The following is an 18138-nucleotide window of genomic DNA, read 5'->3' as shown; positions in this document are numbered from 1 at the left end:
GTGCGCGAGCGCAAGCCCTACAAGACTGAACTGTCCGACGAGACCCGCTGCGTTGGCAGGTGCGGGAGAAGGCACGGCGGAAGGCGGACCCGAGCCTGGTGATGCTCGACTCGACGGGCGTGATGCGGCAAAAGTACCGGGCCGCAAGCGCGGCTTGGCCGTTGACGTGTTGGGTCTGGTGATCGCGGTGGTGGTGCTCGCCGAGTCGTTGCACGACAATGCCGCCGGCCCCGAAGCTGCCGGACCATCCGGCCTACCAGCAGATCATGGCGGTGTTCGCCGCGGCCGGCGCCCCGCTGCGGACATCAACTCACGTACCACCCTCTCAGGGGACGCACACAGCATGCGCCGACGGGCATAGACCGCGTCGGGTCGCGTGTCCGAGGGGTTCGGGACCGGGCGGTGCGTCCACGGACGGCCCAGGTACGCAGGCGGGGCCGGGCGGATGCCCCTAGCGTCTTCGACGGATGGTTCGCCCGTTCTCACACCTGGAGCATGCATGACCTGCTCGCCAACCCGAACCGCGGCATCTGAGGGGCAGCACCATGTCTGACTTCCCACAGGCAGACGAATCCTTCGACTCGGTGGCCCACTTCTTCATCGAGGACGTGAAATCCCGCAGATTCCATTACCACCTCCTCCGGCTCAGGTCGATGGCCGGCCTGACCGACCAGGACGTCGAGGAGCTCGGCGAGCTCGGCAGGCTGGTGTTCCAGAACGGCCAGGCGGAGGACCAGGCGGCCAAGATCAAGAACCGGCCCGACGCCAGCGGACTGGCCGTCACGCTCGCCAGCATCGTGTACCGCATGGCACCGGACGCGACCTCGGCCCCCGCACCGGACCTCAAGAGGGTCCTGATGGGCGCGCTGACCGGAGCCTACTTGTCGACAGGCGGCATCCCGAACCACGACGGCCCGACGCTCGCCTGCCTGGGCGCGATCGCCGGAGCGGTCACCGTGGCCCTAGGCGCGTTCACCATGGACGCGATCAGCCAGGTCCCGCTGGACGATTATGTGCGAACCCAGGACTGACAGCCATCCGGCGGCCGGGTCCTCGGGCACGGACGGGATCGTCGTCGTCCCCTGGTGCCCGCGCCCACGGCCTACTGTCGCGGTCCGCCGGACGGCCCGCGGCCGGGCCGCACTGCCACGACACCCCCGCCGGGACCGCGACGGGCCAGGACCGCGGAGGCATCCGTCCCGGCCGCCCGGCTCGCCCAGCGGCTCAGCAGCGTCGAGGTCGGCCTCGTCCCGGCCCCCGACGCCTCCGGTCAGACCGTGATCCGGACCGCGCTGCCTCTCTCCCCGGCCCGGCCTCCGCCGCTGTGGCCGCGGAGCGGATCACCCGGGCCCCCTGGGCACGCCGTACGTGTGGTCCGATGAGCGGACGTCGGCCGTTGTCGGCACCATGGGTGGTGGCGGGTCGGCCTCGTCCGACGATCAGGGTTGGCGCCTGAACCCATGGCCGCATTCGGCATTCCGTTGGCCGGATGCGGCTTTAGGCGCCGGAGGTGCGGCGGCCTCCTCGGCGGTCGGAGTTGCGGCCCCTGGTCCCGGCAGCGCCACCGGCGGCCGGGCCGGGCGCCGTCCGCCGGCCGGATCCGCGGGCTGCTTTGCCCGAGGCAGTGCCGGTCGCGGACTGGCGGTCGGAGCCGCGGCCGACCGCTCCACCGGTACCGCCCGTGGCACCGCCGGATCCCGTTCGGCGGGCAGAATCGCGCCCGCCGGTTGCGGAGGTACCACGAGATGCTGTCGTTTCGGCCGTGGTCCGGCGGTCGGAGCCCCGGCCCTGTGTCCTGGTGGCAGCACCTGTCGTTGCTTCGGCCCCACCGCCGTTTCGGCGTCGGCCGCCGGATCGCCTGCTCGGCTTGGTGCCGGCTTTCCGGTCCGGGCGGATAGGCGTCGGCGCTGTCGGCTGGGGGACGTCGATGGTGACGGCCACGCCGGAGGGCTCGCGGGCGCCGGTGATGGTGGCCAGTTCCGCGTCGCTGGAGGCGATGCGGGCCGTGCGGGGGCGGATGCCCGCGTCCGACATGAGCCGTGTGACGTCCCGCTTCTGCTCGGGCAGGACCAGCGTGACCACGCTGCCGGAGCCGCCGGCGCGGGCCGTGCGGCCGCCCCGGTGGAGGTAGTCCTTGTGGTCGGTGGGGGGATCGACGTTCACGACGAGGTCGAGGTCGTCGATGTGTATGCCCCGGGCCGCGACGTTCGTCGCCACCAGGGCGGTGACCTGGCCGTTCTTGAACTGTTCCAGGGTGCGGTTGCGCTGCGGCTGGGAGCGGCCTCCGTGCAGTGCCGCCGCGCGGACACCGACGGCCAGGAGCCGCTTGGCGAGCCGGTCCGCGGATCTCTTGGTGTCGAGGAAGAGGATGACCCGACCGTCACGGGCCGCGATGCGCGTGGTGACGGCCTTCTTGTCGGTCTCGTCTTGGACGTGGAGCACGTGGTGCTCCATGGTGGTCACCGCTCCCGCGGCCGGGTCCACGGAGTGCACCACAGGGTCGGTCAAAAACCGCTGCACCAGGCGGTCGATGTTGCGGTCCAGGGTGGCCGAGAAGAGCATGCGCTGTCCGTCGGGCCGTACCTGCTGGATCAGCTTGGTGATCTGCGGCAGGAAGCCCATGTCGGTCATCTGGTCGGCTTCGTCCAGCACGGTGATGCGTACCTGGTCGAGTACGCAGTCCCCGCGTTCCACGAGGTCGTTGAGCCTGCCCGGTGTCGCCACGACGACGTCGGCACCGCGCCGGAGCGCACCGGCCTGCTTCGTGATGGACAGCCCGCCGACCACGGTGGCCAGCCGCAGGTTCACCGCTGTCGCGTAGGGGGTCAGCGCGTCGGTCACCTGCTGGGCGAGTTCACGGGTGGGCACCAGCACGAGGGCGAGGGGTGCCCTGGGCTCCGCCCGCAGTCCGGCCGTGCGGGCCAGGAGCGCCAGCCCGAACGCGAGGGTCTTGCCGGAGCCGGTGCGCCCCCGTCCCAGCAGGTCACGGCCGGCCAGCGAGTTGGGCAGCGTGGCGGCCTGGATGGGGAAGGGGGCGGTCACGCCCTGCGCGGTGAGGGTCTTCAGCAGCCCCGCGGGCATGTCCAGACGGGCGAAGTCCTCGACGGCGGGAAGTGCGGGTGTCGTGCTCTCCGGCAGCCGGAATTCCTGCGGTGACGAAGTGGACGGTCGGGGCGACGAGGCGCGCCGGTTCGGCTTGTGGGGCCTGCGGGACATGCAGTTGTCTGCCTTCCTGGAAACAGCACAAACCGGGGTCCGCACCATGACGGTGCGGACCCCGGTGAGTGGATACGCGTCCGGCTATCAGGCGGGGACGATGTTCTCCGCCTGCGGGCCCTTCTGGCCCTGCGTGACGTCGAAGGAGACCCGCTGGCCCTCCTGGAGCTCACGGAAGCCCTGGGTCGCGATGTTCGAGTAGTGAGCGAAGACGTCGGGACCGCCGCCGTCCTGCTGGATGAAGCCGAAACCCTTTTCGGCGTTGAACCACTTCACGGTTCCCTGTGCCATGACCTTCTCCTTCTGTAGGCAGAGGCCCCATCCGGAGATGCCGGAAAACAAATAATGCGCCTGAAGGAGAAGCATTCCCGTCAGGCGCACATAGGTTCATGGGTACCACAACTGCAACACCGAAACCGTAGCACAGCTCGGCGGCCCGGTGTGGATCACCGAGGCGCGCGCCGGGTTTCCTCGGCGCCTTCCGGTGATCGTCACGTTCGCCTGGCTGCCCCCGGGACGATCTCGGGCGGGAGAGTGGGTGCCGATGAGAACGAGCGCGCGATGACCGTAAAGGTGCGGGCATAGGGCGGCTTGTCCATGCTCTTCGTCCCGCCGCCCAGGTGTCCGTGGATCTCCGCGGTCACCAGGCCGTGCAGGTGACTGCAGCTCCGGGGGGCCAGGGCGACTGCGGTCGGCAGGAGGCGCGGCGGCGAAGCCAGGGTCGATCGGCGCCGTTGCCATGGCCCGTTCGGGTATCTCGGCATCGTGGGCGTGGTCGTGTCGTCGGAACCATAGCGGCGCTGTAACCACAGTTGCATTTTCTCTCAAACGGTCGCCGGTCAGATGGTGATGACGTTGACCGCCAGTGAGGCAAGGGTGGCGAGTGCCCGGGTCTGGGCGTAGCGGCGTGGATCTGCCGGAAGGCGGACGTCGGTGTAGAGGCTGAGGAAGACGTACGTGAGGACCGGCGCTCCCCAGTCGTTGGCGGAGAATCCCGGCAGGCCGTCCTTGTTCAGCGGCGTCATGTTCGCGGAGGTCCGCCACAGGTACACCGATGCCGCGGACAGTACGGCGACCGCGGCCATGTCGGGCCACGCGGCCCGCGGAAGCCGCCAGACGGCCACGGCGAGTGCGAAGGCGCTGGTGATGGCGGCTGTCAGCCCGATGTGGGCGGTGCTGAGGATCTCGGGGCACGAGGCGATGACGAGCGGCATTGCGTGCTCCGGGATGGCGTGGTCAGGAGGGCTCGCGCCCCAGCAGCATGCCCCGGTGGTGGTACTCGTACAGGCCGTCGAAGAGCGGGCCAGTCAGCTCCAGGATCCGTTCGTCGTCGCAGATCATGGACAGGCCGCGCAGGACGACGTCCACGCCGGGGGCTTCGGGGGCGTCGTAGCGTTCGTCGTCGAGGTCGGCCTCGTGGACGATCTCGGCGAGTTTCCACAGCACGGGGTCGGTCAGGTCGTAGTGGCGCAGGATCGTCTCGAAGGAGCAGTCGCCGCCGTGGTGGCCGAGTTCGACGCCGCGCATGTCGAACGGGGTGGCCCCGTCCGGGACTTCGGCGGGGTCGGTGACGAAGACGAACTCCGCGTCGTTGTCGATGTGGTGGCGGATGAGCCAGGCGCAGGCGGCCCGGTCGATGTGGATGCCGGCGCGGGTGGCCCACTTCATGCGTTCTTCTCCGGGTGGCTTGCGGTCTTCGGCGCTGGGGCGTTTTTGCCGCCTGGTTCCTCGGCGAGCGCGCGTACGGCGGCGTGTGCGAGGTCGCGTTCGAGGGGCGGGAAGAAGTCGCGGCGGCTTATGCGGCGCAGTTCGGCGCGGAGTCTGCGTACGACGGCCGCGGTGTTGGCCGTGCCGGTGGCCTGGTCGATGACGGCCTGGTACTCGGCGGCGCGGGCGGTGGCCATGGCGGTGGCCAGTTCGCGTTCCTGGGCGTGGGTGGCGGGCCGGGCGATCCAGATGGAGGCTGTGCCGCCGGCTTCGATCGCCTCGTCGGCGATCCACTCCAGCTGTTCGCGGGTACGGGCGTCGGCGGGCAGGGCGACCAGGCCGTCGGAGAGCTGGGCGACGCCCAGGCGCTTGAGCTTGCGCCAGAGGGCGATGCGGGGCGTGGAGGGCTCGCGGGGCATCCGGTAGGAGAGCAGGATCCACTCGCCCGGGTTGCGGATCGACCGGTCAGTGACCATGGGATGTGCCGATCCGTGCGGTGGATTCTGGCCAGTCCATAGATGCTCCCAATAGCTGGATCCTGACGAGACGTAACCATGGTTGCACGACGCTCGGGGCTCCTCAAGCCGACGCGGGTGGCCGCGGCAGGGCCGGGAGGGAGATCCATGCGACCGCTCCGCCGTCGGGGTGGTTGAAGGCGCCGTACTCGCCGCCGGCGGCGGTGATCGCCAGTCCGAGGCCGGTGCCGGTGGTACTGCGGGAGCGGTCGGCCTGGGTGAAGCGGTCGAAGGCGTGCGGGAGGAAGTCGGGCGGGAAGCCGGTGCCGTGGTCGCGGACTTCGATGCGGGCATGGTCCCCATCAGGGCGGGGGTCACTTCGACGGGGTCGCGGCCGTGCTGCTGGGCGTTGTGGACCAGGTTCGTCACCGCCCGGTCGAGTCGGTCGCTCGGAACGGCGGCGGTCGGCCCAGCGGGGCAGTCGACGGTGATGGCCTTGTCGGGGGAGCCGTTGCGCAGGCGGGCGGCCACGATGCAGCAGCCGTACCAGGTCGGAAACCGCCGATCCGGCTGGGGTGGTGTCGCGGCGGTCGGTGCGGGCGAGCAGCAGCAGGTCTTCGCCGAGCTGGACGAGCCGTTCGGTCTCCTCGTGGGCGGAGACCAGGGCGGCAGGCAGTTCGGTGGCGTCGCGGGGGTGCCGGAGGGCGAGTTCGATGCTTGTGCAGAGCGGTCTGCTCGATGCCTGGAGGGCGTCGGTGACCTTGGGCAGTTCGTCCTCGGTGACGACCAGGTCGCAGGTCGCCCATGACATCAACTTCCAGCCCCCGGCGGCAACAAGGCGGCCATCAACGGCGACTTCGTCATGACCGCACCCGAGGTGCAGAAGGTTGTCCAGGCGCTCCGCAAGGGCGACATCGACATCGTCGAACGCGTACGGGAACCAGTTCTTCACCGACGTACCCGTGACCGTCTTCCCGGTGAGCTGGCAGGACACCGGCTCCGGCGTCTTCACGGTGGCCGCCGCGTCCCTCGGCTACGAGCTGGGCACGCTGGCCGGGCAACCCGCGCGCACCAGCGTCCGGCACGCGTTCCTGGCCGCTGGAGCGGCCATGGTCGTCGACATCTACTTGTATTGAACGGCCGGTCGTCCCACTGCTACCGCCCCGGACGACCGGACCGTTTCACCACCGACCCCGCAAAGCCCACATATGATCCGTCGCCTCAGCCCCCGCACCCTGCTGGCTCTGGCCGCCGGCCTGGTCCTCGCGGTCGTCGCCGCCGTGGCCGGCGTACTGCTCACCCGGGGGGCGATGGGCCGCCCAAGCAGGCGCTGCCCCTCCGCCAGGTCAAGGAGATCTCCCTGCCCGGCGACAGCTCCCGCTTCGACTACGCGAGCCTCGACCCCGGCCGCGGCCTGCTGTTCATCGCCCACCTCGGCACGAGCCAGGTCATCGAGGTGGACACCCACGCGGACAAGGTCGTACGGACCATCTACGGCCTGCCCGGCGTCCTGGCCGTCCCCGCCCTGCACCGTGTCTACGCCACCGCCAGCGACGCAAACCAGGTCGCCACCATCGACGAAACCACCGGCAAGGTCCTGCACCGCGGCCCCACCGGCGACACCCCCGACGGCCTGGCCTACGACCCCGTGCACCACACGGTGTGGACCACCAACGAGTCCGGCGGCTCGGAGACCGTCGTCGACGCCACCACGGGAGCCGCACGCGGCACCCTGTCCCTGCCCGGCTGCGACCATGACCACGGACTCACCCTCGACCCCGCCGACCGCCTCGCGTTCGCCACGACGCCTCCGCCCACCACCTCTACGTCGCCGCGGAGTCCGGCTGGGTCACCACCGCCGACACCCACGACCGGCACCTCACCGTCGCCGGCCGCGCCCACCTCGCCGACGGCGCCCATGTCGTCGCCGTCGACCCCACCACCCACCTCAGCTACTACCCTGTCCCGCACGGCGCCGGCGGACACCCGGCTCTCCTCGTGTACCGGCCGGGAACATGACCCTTCCGACGGAACCAGCGAGATTGGTGTAACCATGGTTGCATGGTGAGAGTCGGAGAAAGGCCCACGGAGACGAACGCGTTCGCCCTGGACCAGGTCACGGTCCGGCGTGGTGACGCGACCCTGCTGGACGGGATTACCTGCGCTGTCCCCGCCTCGGCCTGCACCGCCCTGGTCGGACCGAGCGGCGCCGGCAAGACCACCCTCCTTCGCCTCCTCAACCGTCTTGAAGAACCCACGACCGGAACCGTCACCTTCCAGGGCCGCCCCCTCGCTGCCTGGAACGTCCTCACCTTGCGCCGCCACGTGACCCTCGTCGGTCAGCAGCCCGTCCTGCTCACCGACACCGTCCTGGACGACCTGCGCGTCGGCCGCCCTGGCCTCGACCGCCACGAGGCGGCGACCCTGCTCGACCGCGCCCACCTGCCCGCCGCCTACCTCGACCGCGCCACCACGAACCTCTCGGGTGGCGAAGCCCAACGCGTCTGCCTGGCCCGGGCTCTGGCCGTCACCCCTGGGGCACTGCTCCTGGACGAACCCACCTCCGCCCTCGACGCCGTCAGCACCGCAGCCGTCGAGGATGTCGTACGCGAACTGGTCACCGACGGCCTGACCGTCGTCCTGGTCAGCCACAACACCGCACAGGCCCGCCGCGTCTCCGACCACGTGCTCGTCCTTGACGAGGGCCGCCTCGTCGACCAGGGCGAGGCCCACCGCGTCGCCTACTTGAAGGAGCCCGCGTGAACCCCGCCGTCCCCACCTGGGCGGGCGTCGCCGCCTCCGCCGCGCTCATCGCCCTCACCATCGCCGTGGCCTGGCACGGACGCCTCCACCTGGCCCGCGACGTCGCCGTCGCCGCTGTTCGCGCCGCACTTCAACTCGCCGCGGTCGGAGCCCTGTTGCTGCTGGTCTTCCGTCACACCGGGCTGGCGGGCGCCATCGGCTGGCTCGGCATCATGGTCGTGATCGCCGGCCAGGTCGCCGCCCGCCGCACCCGGGACCTGCCCAAAGCCCTCCCCACCGCGACCGCCGCGATCACCATCGGCACGGCGGCGACCATGGGTACCCTGCTCGCCCTCGGCGTGATCGCCACCCAGGCACGCGTCGTCATCCCGGTAGGCGGCATGGTCGTCTCCGGCGCCATGCAAGCCACCGCCCTCGCGCTCATCCGCCTCCACGACGAGGTCCGCACCGCCCGCCCCGCCATCGAGGCGCGCCTCAGCCTCGGCCTCTCCGCCACCGACGCCTTCGCCCCGCACCAGCGCACCATCGTCCGTACGGCTCTCATCCCCGCCCTGGACTCCACCAAGACCGTCGGCATCATCAGCCTGCCCGGCGCCATGACCGGCCTCATCCTCGCGGGAGTCGACCCCTTCACCGCGATCCGCTACCAGATCGTCGTGATGTACATGCTGCTCGCCGCCGCCGCGCTCGCCGCGCTCGTCGCCGTACGGCTTGCCGAACGGGCCCTGTTCGACGACGCGCATCGCCTGCGCCCGCTTGCCGCACAGTCCGCCGGCAGTTGACCGTCACGTCAACTGTCCCGGTCGATGATCGGTTGCTGCTCGGCGTGCCGTTCCAGGTGTCGGAGCCGGCGCTCACGGCAGATCGGGGCCCGCGGCGGGACAGCCCTGGAACTCGGCCGGCAGGCCGAGGACGGTGGCAAGGATCCGTCCGCTTTCCTGGAGCCTTGTCCTGGGGCCGGCGTACAGGACGTCGAAGGCGGGTCCGGTGCGGTGCTCCGCGGCGAGGCGAGGGCGGAGAGGGCGAGGTGGGGTTGGCGGTTCCGCAGGTGGGGAACACGGAGGAGCCGACGCCCCAGACACCGCGGTGGGCGTGGGACTGGCCGGTGGGGTCGACCACGGAGGCGGACGGGTCGGTGCCCATGCGCATGGTGCCCATGAGGTGGCCGGCGCCGAGGAAGCGGAGGTCCGGCTGCGAGGGGCTGACTTCGGTGGCTCCGGCGGTGTCCTCCAGGTGCTGCCACATATGGCGGGCGACGCTGTGGCCGTAGGCGAGGGCCCGCTTGGAGTAGTCGTCGATTCGGTAGGCGATCTTCGGGCGGCGGATGTCCAGGCCGTCGCGCTCGTCGGACAGGGTGACGCGGTGCTGGATGGCCTGCTGGAGCGGCTTGCCGGTGAGTTTGATCTGCTGGTTGGCGGCGTCCCACATGAAGTGGTCGAGCGAGGCGGCGGGCGGCTCGGTGCGGGCCTGACCCGTGCGGGTGCGGGGGCCGTGTTGACCGCGTCGACCAGGGCCTTACTCGGGTCGGTCTGGCTCGCGGCGGCGCGGTAGGCGTTGGTGACGCGCAGGCGGTAGCCCCATGCGCGCTGGGCGTCCAACCGGTTCTCGCCGGTGAGCAGTTCGGACAGCGCATGGAAGTCGGTGGCGTCACTCATGGTGCGGCTCGTTCTCCGGGCTACTTCTCGACGAACACGAGGTCTTCGATCGGGCGGTTCATGCGGAACGTGCTGTTGGTGACCTCGACCACGTGCTGCAGGCCGACGATGCTGTCGTGCTGATCGGGGACGTAGAACTCGTCGGCGCAGCCGGCCAGATAGGCGGGGAGACAGGCGAGAGACGGGCCGAAGAGCCGGACGTAGTCCGCGAGGCGGCGGAACAGCTTGGGGACGAGCACCAGCTCGTCGGTGAGCGAGGCAAGGCTGTCGATCTTCGCGCCGGTGGTCGTCACGTCGTGCAGCCAGACGCTGTTGGGGGCCTTGGCCGCCCTGGCCTGCTGGGTGGTGGCGGCCATGTCCGCCCGCAGCTCCTTGAAGAGGTTGCTGTAGAAGGTGGGATAGACCAGGCCGAGGTACAGCAGGTGCTGATTGGCGGTCTGGTGCAGCATGTCGACGGTGACGTCGATCCGGGCGCCGCTCTTCGCGGGCTTCGGGGGATTGCCGACCTCCGGCGGGTCGCCGCGCCCGAGGAGCGCGACGCAGCGGCCGTAGACGTCGGCACCCGAGGTGAGGATGTAGCCGGGCACGCTCTCCGGGGTCGAAGCCGTGACCTTCTCCTCGGGATCTTGCACGACGTCGGTGAAGCCCAGCCAGCTCAGCAGCTCATCCCGGGCGGCATGTGCGCCCAGGTCCAGCGGCTGGTGGACGAAATCGGGTCCGACGCCCTTGTAGTGGGTCTCGGTGGCGTCGATCCCGTCCAGCCGGAGCGAGGCGCCACCGTTCTCGTCCCGCTTGACGCGGTGCTGACCGGGCACCTCGCACCAGAACCCCGGGTCGCGTGGGGTGAAGTGGACCGTGTCACCGTCGGGCCGGTCGCCGAGGATCCGGTACGAGCCCGTGATGAGCAGCATGGGCATATCTACCTCTATGTCCGATTGATTGATGATTGTGACCTAGTGTTCGAACCATTGGTGGGAGCCTGACCGGCGAGTCCACACTCTTGGAAAGCCGGCTCAGGCTCGCCCATGAGGGCGAACATGTCGACTGAGACCCAAAACCACGAAACGACGAAGGTCCGGACCCTTGAGTGGTCCTGGTCGACGGTTGCCGGGCCGATGAAGGGCGCGCGATTCGAACTGGCGATCGGTCGGTTGGAACGCCGGACGGGCCGCGGGCGATCAGCGAGCGCAGGAAGGCGAGCCAGCCGGCGCCGTCCTCACTGGAGGCGCCGTCCAAGCCGAGGATCTCGCGGTGGCCGACGGCGTTGACGCCGACCGCGATCAGGGCGTGGACGTTGATGATGCGGCCGCCCTCGCGGACCTTCTGGGTCAGCGCGGCCACCCGGACGAACGCGTACGGACCCGCGTCCAGGATCCGGTTGCGAACGCGGCGGCCTGCTCGTCCAGATGCCGGGCCATCGCCAAGACCTGCGACTTCGGCAGCTGGGTCAGCCCGAGGGACTCGGCGAGCTTCTCGATGCGTCGGGCGTAGACACCGAGGCCGTATTCGGCGTTGCGGAGGACGTCGGCCCCGGCGGACATGAGTGCGTCGGCGAACGTCTCGACCACCGCTCGCAGCAGATCGGGACTCGCCACAGCGAGGCTCTCCGCCGCGAGGGCGTGCAAGGGCAGACTGTCCGGCGCGGTCATCGTGCTGATCTCATTCGAGCCTTCGACATCTCGAAGATCAGCCGGTGGCCGTTCCTGTATCCGGGCACTCACTCCGACGCGGACAAACGCCCGGACCAGACGGGAACCCGTACACCACTTCTCTCACCGAGGAATGCAGTCGGTGTCACATGACAGGAGATCGAGGCGAGACTCTTCGAGTGAAAAAACCGGAGCAAGGCCACCTGACTGGCGGTTCGCTGGTTGTTGAGGGGGTCTCGAAACCATACGTTCAGCTCCAGCGCGCACAGCGGCGGCGCCCGTGCGCAGAGTTCGTTCACACCTGTCACAGACCACATAGCCGAGAGGAACAGCCATGCGCCTGATCCGCTGTGCTCTCGCTGCCGCAACGGTGGCGGCTTCCGCCTCAGCCATCGGCCTGCCCCTCTTCTTCACGGACTGGATGCCCCAGAGTTCCGATTCCACGCAGGTCCGCATGGTCAGCGCCCCCGGCATCTCGCGGAGCAAAGCCGAATCGCCCCATCCACCCTTCATGAATCCGGGCCCGTGGGAATCAGCGCCCCCCTGTTACAGCTACGGCGGTCCCTACTGTGGCTGGGTGGGGACATACTGGGGCGGCTGCGACGAAGAGTGGGGCCTGAGCTTCGGATTCAAAAACCCTGAATGGATCTGCCGCCACGACCCCCGCCCGAGCCCCTCGGGCACACCCAGTCCCTCGGCCACGTCGTCCTCCGGCCAAATCAGCGGTAACTCGGCCGCACGCAGCCGCTTAGAGAGGCCCAACCGCTTGGCCAGGCCCAACCGCTTGGCCAGGCACAACCGCCTGGCCAGGCACAGCCGCTCGGCTACTCCCAGCCCCGCGGCCACGTCCAGCCCCCTCGGACACGTCGACCATCGCCGCAAGCACCAGTTCCTCCTGACCAGTCCCGCCGAGAGACCTCCGGCGACCAGTGACAGCGGCGGTGCGCACTCGCCGGCGGCGGTCGAACCGCAGGTGCTGCCGAGGGAAGGAGATCTGCTCGGCTCTCGCCCCGATCTCCACACCGGGGTCGGCCGGCCGGTACCGGACCGTGACAGCCAGGCAGACTGCACAGCGAGTCTTCTGCAAGCCGCAAATCCAGCTACGGAGGAGTACGTCTTCGCCTCCCCGACGGCCGCGTGGGCCGCTGGACGGAGTTGCACGGATGCGGCGCCGTCCTGGCGTGGCCGGCCCGGCCGCCTGCCCGGAGGTCGGCCGTTCGTCAACTGGTACGACTGGGGCGGCAGCACGTTCGGCTCCTGATGCGACGTGATGTCAGGGACCGAAGGTGCTGCCGGTTCCTCGTCCGGCCGAGTGTCACGGGGCAGAACGACGTCGGCGGAGCCAGGCCGTAGCCAGCGTTCCCAGAACCATCAGCAAACCGCCGACCGCGATCACGATGTGCTTCGCGCTCAGCAGGCCGGCGCTCCAGCCGGCAGCCGTGTTGTCATGCGGACCATAGGGAATGGTGCCCCCGGGGGCGAGGGTCTCCCGCTCACCCTGGCCGTTTTGCTGGTGGTTCCCTTTCTGGGGCAACGGGGAGCCGGACGAGCCATGCCCGTCGGTCGTACCACCATGCGGATCAGCACGGTCCTCGCGGTCACCGTCGTCCTCGTGATTGATGCAGTGGGCGGCGGGGAAGGGGAAGACCCGCTCGTGGCGGCCGAAGGCCTTCACCACGAAGAGCGGGTGCACCCTGAAGAAGTCACGAATCTCAAACTCATACTGACCGGAGGTCTGGGCGAAGTATTTCACGTCCAGATACGTCGCGACACTAAAGCTCGTCCACGGTGCCGCCGGCGACGAGGACGAGGATCCCGGGGTGCCTTGGAGGACGAGAGCCTCCGGCCCACGCCGGCCATTAGTCAGAATCGCCCTCAGGCTCTTGTCGATGAGCACGACACGGCGGTGACTGTGGCAGTCACGCCAGGGATTGTGGTGACCGTGGTGCCCGTCCCCTTCATGGAGCCACAGGGAGCCGGACGCCTGCCGTGCAGGCGCCTGCACAGCGACGCCGGCTGACGGAGACACGAGGGCGAGAGCCGCACCCGCCAGCGGCGCTGCAACCCAGGGACGAAGATTCATCCGATGACCTCCACGGGTGGCGGACGCAGGCGACCGCCTGCTGGCGACACATCCGAATCTCAGAAGAAGTTAAGAGAAGTCCACTCGTGAGATCGTGAACGTCCTCGGGGAGCCGTACTCCTTGTCACTCAACCGCAGCAGTCTTCGGCGGAAGAAGTAGGTCGTGGGCGGCTTCGGCCGGGTGACCGCCACGGTGGGCGGCCGACCTGCGGGGCGGCCTCCTCACCGAGGGCAGCGAGGTCGTCAAGTCCTTCGAGGCGAAGATGTCCACCGACTCGGTGCGGCTGACGCGATCGGTGGGGGCTCTGTACGTTGACTCCAGCCACCTGTTGGAGCTGGTCGTGGGCCAGGCCGTGCCAGGGACTGCGGGCCGGATCAGCTCCGTTTGTAGAGGCCGATCTGGGACTCCATGAGCGCGTTGTCCAGGGCGTCGCCTCCGGCGCGGATCTGGCGGACAGCGATGACGTGCAGCACCGAGTTCAGCGTCCGGTTGCCACCGGTGTTGAGCCGGTGGCGGACGTTGTTGCCGCTGGATGCGTCCAACGGCGCGCTGCCGGTGTAGCCGGCGCAGTGGTGCTCGGTGGGGAAGGGGCTGATTTTGGCGGCCAGGACCGTGCCCAGACCCGGCAGGGTGGTGAGCTTGGTGTGGTCGCGGCGAGGGCGTCGCGCATCTCGGCTTCGTTGTCCTTGACCTTCCGGTCCAGGCGGCGCATGTCGGTCAGCAGGTCGCGGGCCAGATGTTCTTCATGGCGATGGCGGCCTTATCGGCCGACAGCCCAGCGGGGACACTGCCGGGCAGGAGATCGCGCAGTGTGGCGTGCAGTCGATTGAGGACACGGGTGCGTTCATGGACCAGGTCATCGTGCCGTTCGGCCAGCAGCTGCAGGATGGTGGTCTGGTCTTCCGGCACCACGGGCCGCAGGTCGTGGCGCAACAGGGCGCCCTGGGCAACATGCCAGGCGTCGTCCGCGGTGTCGGTCATGCGGTCTCCGCCCGTAGCCGGCACCCGGGCCCGGGCCGACAGAGTCGAGGGCACATCGACCGCGTTCTCGCTCGCGGCGGCCAGGCTGGGCGAGCGTGCGGCCCAGGCCGCGGGCGCCTTCGACGGCGGCGTGGGAAAACTTGTGGGGATCCGTCACCGTCGCCACGATCCGGCTCTGGCGCCGTCCATGATCCGCCGGATGGAACCTGGCTGTGAGGCGCTCGAAAACCAGTGGAACGGCGCCGCTGTGCTGCCCTACCGTGCTGCCGAGCCAAGTCGTCTAGGCAAGGACGTGCCGTTGTACACCCTGTGAGACCTCCCGAGAGCTGATCTGTCGCGCGTCGCACATGCGCGCCGCGCTGCTTCTTGCTGCGGACTTCTCACTGAAACCGGTGTACTTCTGTGCTCAATAGCTGGGTGGTCATGCCCACCTGCCTGCCCACCGTTCTCCGCCGTTGCCCCGCGTGTGCGTCCGACCGCTTCCGGGCAGACGGCAAATTTCGCGTCAACGCAAACCACAAGCTCCTCGACGCCTGGCTCCTCGCGCTCTGTACCGCTTGCGGGGACACGGCAAAGCTCACGGTCCTGGAGCGGATGAACGTGCGCTCCGTACGACCGGAACTGCTGGACCGGATGCATGACAACGACCCGGGCCTGGCAGCTGAGCTGCTCCAGGATCCGGTCGTGCACCGCCGAAATCGCATCGCCCTCGACTGGGACAACGCCTGGCGCCTCGACACCGGCGGATCGGACCACCTGGACCGCGAGGTGATCGACGTCTCGGTCCGCTTTGCGGCACGGATCCCTGTCCGGCCGGTGCGACTGATCGCTGACGGTTGCGGCCTTTCGCGGGCCGAGGTCGAGCGACTGATCACGGAGGGGAAGGTCGTTTCGGCGGTCCGGCTGAGCGGCAAGCTCTCCGGCGACTTCACCTTCACGCTCAAGCACTGAGCCTCCACGGGGCCACGGGCCTGTCCGGCATGGTCCGCCGGACAGGCCCGTGGCCCTACGGACAGACAGCTCGCCATCGCCCACCAGGCCGCAGTCCACCTTGCTGCCATCCTCATCTGGGCCCATCAAGGTGAGCCCTGGCCAGGGACTACGAGGCAATGGACCCGGAGAATGGCCCGTCGAAGAGACATCCCCTACGTCCGCCAGGTCGTCGAGGCGTGGCAACCAACTGCCCGCTCATGCACTCTGCCTGCTCGATTGATGGAGGCGGTTGAACCGGCCCAGCCATCTCCGACCAAGGGGGAATCGTTGTTCCGCAACGCAGTTGGGGCCGTGGGCGTCGTCGGTCTTGCCGTAGCGGCCTTGCTGGGAGGGGCAGTGGCACCAGCCGAGGGCGCCGACCGGCTCCGGGCGCGACGTTGCTGTTCACCGCTCCCTGTGCGACCCCGGGCGGCCGGACTGCTCGCACCGCACCACCACTCATCCCCTCGCCGGCACACTGCACCTGCGTCCGGCCGCCACCGCTCCGGTGCGCCCGCACGCAGGCCACCCGTGCACCTCCCGACTGCGTCCACCTACGAGGTGATCTCTCACACCGGGTCCTACATGGTCAGTTGGCCGGTGGCGGCCTGTGACCATGCGCTGGTAGTGGGCGATGGGTGAGGGAGATTTCTCCTGGTACTGGTTCGATACGGGCCCCATTCAATGCTGAATCGGTCGCCGGTGAAGCCGAGTCGGGTCAGCAGATCCATGTCCTCGTCGGAAGGCCCTGCGTCCATGAGCACGCTCGCGTCAGATGCTCACTCCTCCGACCGGATCCGGTCCAGCGGTCGCGGCTGGTCGACATCCGCGACAACCTCATCGCTCGGATTGCCAAAGCTCCAGGTCAGCTTCGCCGGCGCCCAGGAGAAACTCGCCCAACTCGACCGCCGTCCCGCCAGCCGCGAAGTCATCGACCTCGGAATTCCTACAGTCACCCGCCGTCAACCACAGAACCGGTAGAAGTTCGTACCTTCCCCTGACAAACTGTTGGCCGCACCTCGATGGGAGTGACGATGCCGTCGATCGCCTTGTACTACCCGTGGATGCACTTTCAGGACGACAACTGGTTGAAGCTCGCGCTACTGACCTGGGACCGCATCGTCCGGATGCGCCCTGGGATGGTGGAAGATCTGGATCGAGAGCTCGTCCGGCAACTCCGTGCCGAAACTGACTTCATTGTGGAGGCGGCGCCAAGCCCGACGGTGTTGGCGACGGTTGCGGAGACCTTCACCGAGATCATTGACGCCGACCCGCATCGTATCGTCGAGCGATACGGACTCATGGATTCTTTTCGTGAAGAAATTGATCCGAGTCCCCATGACCTTCGGTACTCAGCCTATTGGCTCGGCTACGAACCTCCCGTTCCGCAGGGAACGTGGGACATGGTACGCAACTCCTACATGCTGCGGATGCACACCGGCGCCAAAGACTCGAAAATGGGAACCGGCTTGAGCGAAAAGCTCGTCGATATGGGCCTTGCGAAACCATCTAGTGGTCCGTGGGTGGGAATGCACCCAAAACTGGGCTCAATTTACCTCGCCGTGCTCACCGACGTCATGGCCCGCAGCGAGATGCTCTCCCCGACCACCGACGACCTGCGCATGCACAAAGCCGTAGGCGCACTCAATCAGCTCGCCAACCTGCTCTTCGATGATCAGGCCCGCGTCCCGGCGATCGAACACGCCGAGAACGCGTACATGCACGTGGCGCTGCGGACCGTGATCGAGCCTGACAAGCTGGCAGGGGTGCCCGTAGCCAAGCTCATCAGATTCCGTGAAGCTCACGGAGACGAACTGGCCGCCTTCCACGAGCACGTCGCGAGTCTGACCACTGAATTGCAGGCCATCGCCGAGGTGGAGAACTTGGAGGTGGCGTCGGCTCACCTCAAGTCGTTGTACGAGAGCAAGACAAGACCGCAGCTCAACGAACTACGCAGAGCGTTGCGAGCACAGGGCATCGAGTCGTCAGCGGGAACATTGGTCCAGAAGGTAAACCTCAACGCCGCTGCCGGAACCCTTCTGGGCAGCGTCGCCGCGGCAGGCGGACAACTCGCGGTGGCCAGCGCCGCAGTTGCCGTGACACTCGTGCCATATATCGCCAGCAAGGTTGAGGCTCGACGTCAACAGGTGGGGGATTCACCCGTGTCCTACCTGCTGGCCGCCGATCGCGAACTCTCCGGACGCACACTGCTCGGCGCGCTGCACCGCCGCACCGGCAGGCGGTAGGCCGAACCCTCACAGAATCCCCAACTGATGTCTTCCTCGCCGCTGCCGTACGGCCAGAACCTGAAGCCTGACGTAGTTCAGAGAAGCCTGAGTCCGCCGCTCCCCCCCTCTACGGCCGTCTGGTCGAGATCGAAGGGCTCCGTTTGAGCCAGGCCGGCGCAGAGTCCAGGATCAGCCAGATTGACACGGCGGCCAAGGCGGGCCCGTTCTCCTCAGCACGCCGGCACGTCGATGGCCTCCCGGCACCGCCTTCGGGGACCCCGCAGGTGGAGGTGGCGGCCTGAAAAGCAGTCTCGCAGCAGGACGCAGTTGACCGTTAAGAGGTCATCTCATTTGGCGTGTTCGGTAGCCTGTTGGCGTGGGAATCGTTGAGCGGCTGGTGCCGGACGAGTTGTGGGAGTTGTTCCAGC

At 68.6% G+C, this 18138-nt stretch carries 17 protein-coding genes and 3 pseudogenes; 8 read left to right on the top strand and 12 right to left on the bottom strand.

The annotated features are described in order from the left end of the window. Window positions 1-47: 47 nt before the first annotated feature. Both ACH47Z_RS38610 and ACH47Z_RS38605 read left to right on the top strand, forming a co-directional pair. Window positions 48-229 (top strand): annotated as a pseudogene (locus tag ACH47Z_RS38610) (IS5/IS1182 family transposase); the annotation flags it as partial. 316 nt (window positions 230-545) lie between these two features. Beyond that, window positions 546-1031 (top strand): hypothetical protein, encoded by a 486-nt coding sequence (locus tag ACH47Z_RS38605; protein WP_399082483.1) that lies wholly within the window; start codon window positions 546-548, stop codon window positions 1029-1031. 466 nt (window positions 1032-1497) lie between these two features. Here ACH47Z_RS38605 and ACH47Z_RS38600 read toward each other — a convergent pair whose 3' ends face one another. The 6 genes from ACH47Z_RS38600 to ACH47Z_RS38575 form a co-directional block, all read right to left on the bottom strand. Continuing rightward, window positions 1498-3216 (bottom strand): DEAD/DEAH box helicase, encoded by a 1719-nt coding sequence (locus ACH47Z_RS38600; protein ID WP_399082480.1) that lies wholly within the window; start codon window positions 3214-3216, stop codon window positions 1498-1500. 87 nt (window positions 3217-3303) lie between these two features. Continuing rightward, window positions 3304-3507: a cold-shock protein gene (locus ACH47Z_RS38595; protein WP_023544341.1), complete on the bottom strand. Its 204-nt coding sequence runs from the start codon at window positions 3505-3507 to the stop codon at window positions 3304-3306. A 548-nt stretch (window positions 3508-4055) separates the two neighbouring features. Beyond that, window positions 4056-4430 carry a hypothetical protein gene (locus tag ACH47Z_RS38590; RefSeq protein WP_399082477.1) on the bottom strand — a complete coding sequence of 125 codons (375 nt, stop codon included), beginning with the start codon at window positions 4428-4430 and terminating at the stop codon, window positions 4056-4058. A gap of 22 nt (window positions 4431-4452) precedes the next feature. Beyond that, complete coding sequence (locus ACH47Z_RS38585) at window positions 4453-4884, bottom strand: chromate resistance protein ChrB domain-containing protein (protein WP_399082474.1); 432 nt, start codon at window positions 4882-4884, stop codon at window positions 4453-4455. Further along, window positions 4881-5399, bottom strand: coding sequence for a Chromate resistance protein ChrB (locus tag ACH47Z_RS38580; RefSeq protein ID WP_399082471.1), 519 nt, complete (start codon window positions 5397-5399; stop codon window positions 4881-4883). Before ACH47Z_RS38580 ends, ACH47Z_RS38585 begins: the two co-directional genes overlap by 4 nt. 103 nt (window positions 5400-5502) lie before the next feature. Beyond that, a complete protein-coding gene (locus ACH47Z_RS38575) occupies window positions 5503-6189 on the bottom strand; it encodes an ATP-binding protein (RefSeq protein WP_399082468.1) in 687 nt (228 codons plus the stop codon). Window positions 6190-6265: 76 nt separating this feature from the next. Between ACH47Z_RS38575 and ACH47Z_RS38570 the strand changes: the two genes are divergently transcribed. The 4 genes from ACH47Z_RS38570 (at window position 6266) to ACH47Z_RS38555 (ending at window position 8923) form a co-directional block, all read left to right on the top strand. After that, entirely contained in the window at window positions 6266-6514 is a 249-nt protein-coding gene (locus tag ACH47Z_RS38570; protein ID WP_399082625.1) for a hypothetical protein, read from the top strand. Window positions 6515-6834: 320 nt separating this feature from the next. Then, window positions 6835-7446, top strand: a complete 612-nt coding sequence (locus ACH47Z_RS38565) for a YncE family protein (RefSeq protein WP_399082622.1) — start codon at window positions 6835-6837, stop codon at window positions 7444-7446. Beyond that, complete coding sequence (locus ACH47Z_RS38560; protein WP_399082465.1) at window positions 7440-8141, top strand: ATP-binding cassette domain-containing protein; 702 nt, start codon at window positions 7440-7442, stop codon at window positions 8139-8141. Before ACH47Z_RS38565 ends, ACH47Z_RS38560 begins: the two co-directional genes overlap by 7 nt. Continuing rightward, window positions 8138-8923 carry an ABC transporter permease gene (locus ACH47Z_RS38555; protein WP_399082462.1) on the top strand — a complete coding sequence of 262 codons (786 nt, stop codon included), beginning with the start codon at window positions 8138-8140 and terminating at the stop codon, window positions 8921-8923. Before ACH47Z_RS38560 ends, ACH47Z_RS38555 begins: the two co-directional genes overlap by 4 nt. A gap of 298 nt (window positions 8924-9221) precedes the next feature. Here ACH47Z_RS38555 and ACH47Z_RS38550 read toward each other — a convergent pair. The 6 genes and pseudogenes from ACH47Z_RS38550 to ACH47Z_RS38525 all read right to left on the bottom strand — a co-directional run. Next, a pseudogene (locus ACH47Z_RS38550) lies at window positions 9222-9569 on the bottom strand (GMC oxidoreductase); the annotation flags it as partial. Window positions 9570-9816: 247 nt separating this feature from the next. Next, entirely contained in the window at window positions 9817-10707 is an 891-nt protein-coding gene (locus ACH47Z_RS38545) for a nuclease (protein WP_399082459.1), read from the bottom strand. Window positions 10708-10951: 244 nt separating this feature from the next. Continuing rightward, window positions 10952-11445: pseudogene (locus ACH47Z_RS38540) on the bottom strand (transposase); the annotation flags it as partial. A gap of 1315 nt (window positions 11446-12760) precedes the next feature. Next, window positions 12761-13342, bottom strand: a complete 582-nt coding sequence (locus tag ACH47Z_RS38535; protein WP_399082456.1) for a hypothetical protein — start codon at window positions 13340-13342, stop codon at window positions 12761-12763. Window positions 13343-13903: 561 nt separating this feature from the next. Next, window positions 13904-14125 carry a transposase gene (locus ACH47Z_RS38530; protein WP_399082613.1) on the bottom strand — a complete coding sequence of 74 codons (222 nt, stop codon included), beginning with the start codon at window positions 14123-14125 and terminating at the stop codon, window positions 13904-13906. A gap of 121 nt (window positions 14126-14246) precedes the next feature. Next, on the bottom strand, window positions 14247-14510 hold the full coding sequence (locus tag ACH47Z_RS38525; protein ID WP_399082453.1) for a transposase: 264 nt from the start codon (window positions 14508-14510) through the stop codon (window positions 14247-14249). A 402-nt stretch (window positions 14511-14912) separates the two neighbouring features. Between ACH47Z_RS38525 and ACH47Z_RS38520 the strand changes: the two genes are divergently transcribed. Beyond that, window positions 14913-15461: a DUF1062 domain-containing protein gene (locus ACH47Z_RS38520; protein ID WP_399082450.1), complete on the top strand. Its 549-nt coding sequence runs from the start codon at window positions 14913-14915 to the stop codon at window positions 15459-15461. A 1055-nt stretch (window positions 15462-16516) separates the two neighbouring features. Beyond that, window positions 16517-17728 (top strand): DUF6236 family protein, encoded by a 1212-nt coding sequence (locus ACH47Z_RS38515; RefSeq protein WP_399082447.1) that lies wholly within the window; start codon window positions 16517-16519, stop codon window positions 17726-17728. The last annotated feature ends 410 nt before the right edge of the window (window positions 17729-18138 follow it).

Origin of the sequence: Streptomyces sp. NPDC020192 (genome assembly GCF_044388685.1) — a bacterium.
In the GTDB taxonomy this organism is placed as follows: domain Bacteria; phylum Actinomycetota; class Actinomycetes; order Streptomycetales; family Streptomycetaceae; genus Streptomyces.
This window is presented reverse-complemented; position numbering and strand designations above follow the sequence as displayed.

Coding starts and splice junctions, on each gene's coding strand:
- ACH47Z_RS38605 (WP_399082483.1), top strand. CDS start 546: ATGTCTGACTTCCCACAGGCAGACGAATCCTTCGACTCGGTGGCCCAC.
- ACH47Z_RS38600 (WP_399082480.1), bottom strand. CDS start 3,216: ATGTCCCGCAGGCCCCACAAGCCGAACCGGCGCGCCTCGTCGCCCCGA.
- ACH47Z_RS38595 (WP_023544341.1), bottom strand. CDS start 3,507: ATGGCACAGGGAACCGTGAAGTGGTTCAACGCCGAAAAGGGTTTCGGC.
- ACH47Z_RS38590 (WP_399082477.1), bottom strand. CDS start 4,430: ATGCCGCTCGTCATCGCCTCGTGCCCCGAGATCCTCAGCACCGCCCAC.
- ACH47Z_RS38585 (WP_399082474.1), bottom strand. CDS start 4,884: ATGAAGTGGGCCACCCGCGCCGGCATCCACATCGACCGGGCCGCCTGC.
- ACH47Z_RS38580 (WP_399082471.1), bottom strand. CDS start 5,399: ATGGTCACTGACCGGTCGATCCGCAACCCGGGCGAGTGGATCCTGCTC.
- ACH47Z_RS38575 (WP_399082468.1), bottom strand. CDS start 6,189: ATGTCATGGGCGACCTGCGACCTGGTCGTCACCGAGGACGAACTGCCC.
- ACH47Z_RS38560 (WP_399082465.1), top strand. CDS start 7,440: ATGGTGAGAGTCGGAGAAAGGCCCACGGAGACGAACGCGTTCGCCCTG.
- ACH47Z_RS38545 (WP_399082459.1), bottom strand. CDS start 10,707: ATGCTGCTCATCACGGGCTCGTACCGGATCCTCGGCGACCGGCCCGAC.
- ACH47Z_RS38525 (WP_399082453.1), bottom strand. CDS start 14,510: ATGACCGACACCGCGGACGACGCCTGGCATGTTGCCCAGGGCGCCCTG.
- ACH47Z_RS38515 (WP_399082447.1), top strand. CDS start 16,517: ATGCCGTCGATCGCCTTGTACTACCCGTGGATGCACTTTCAGGACGAC.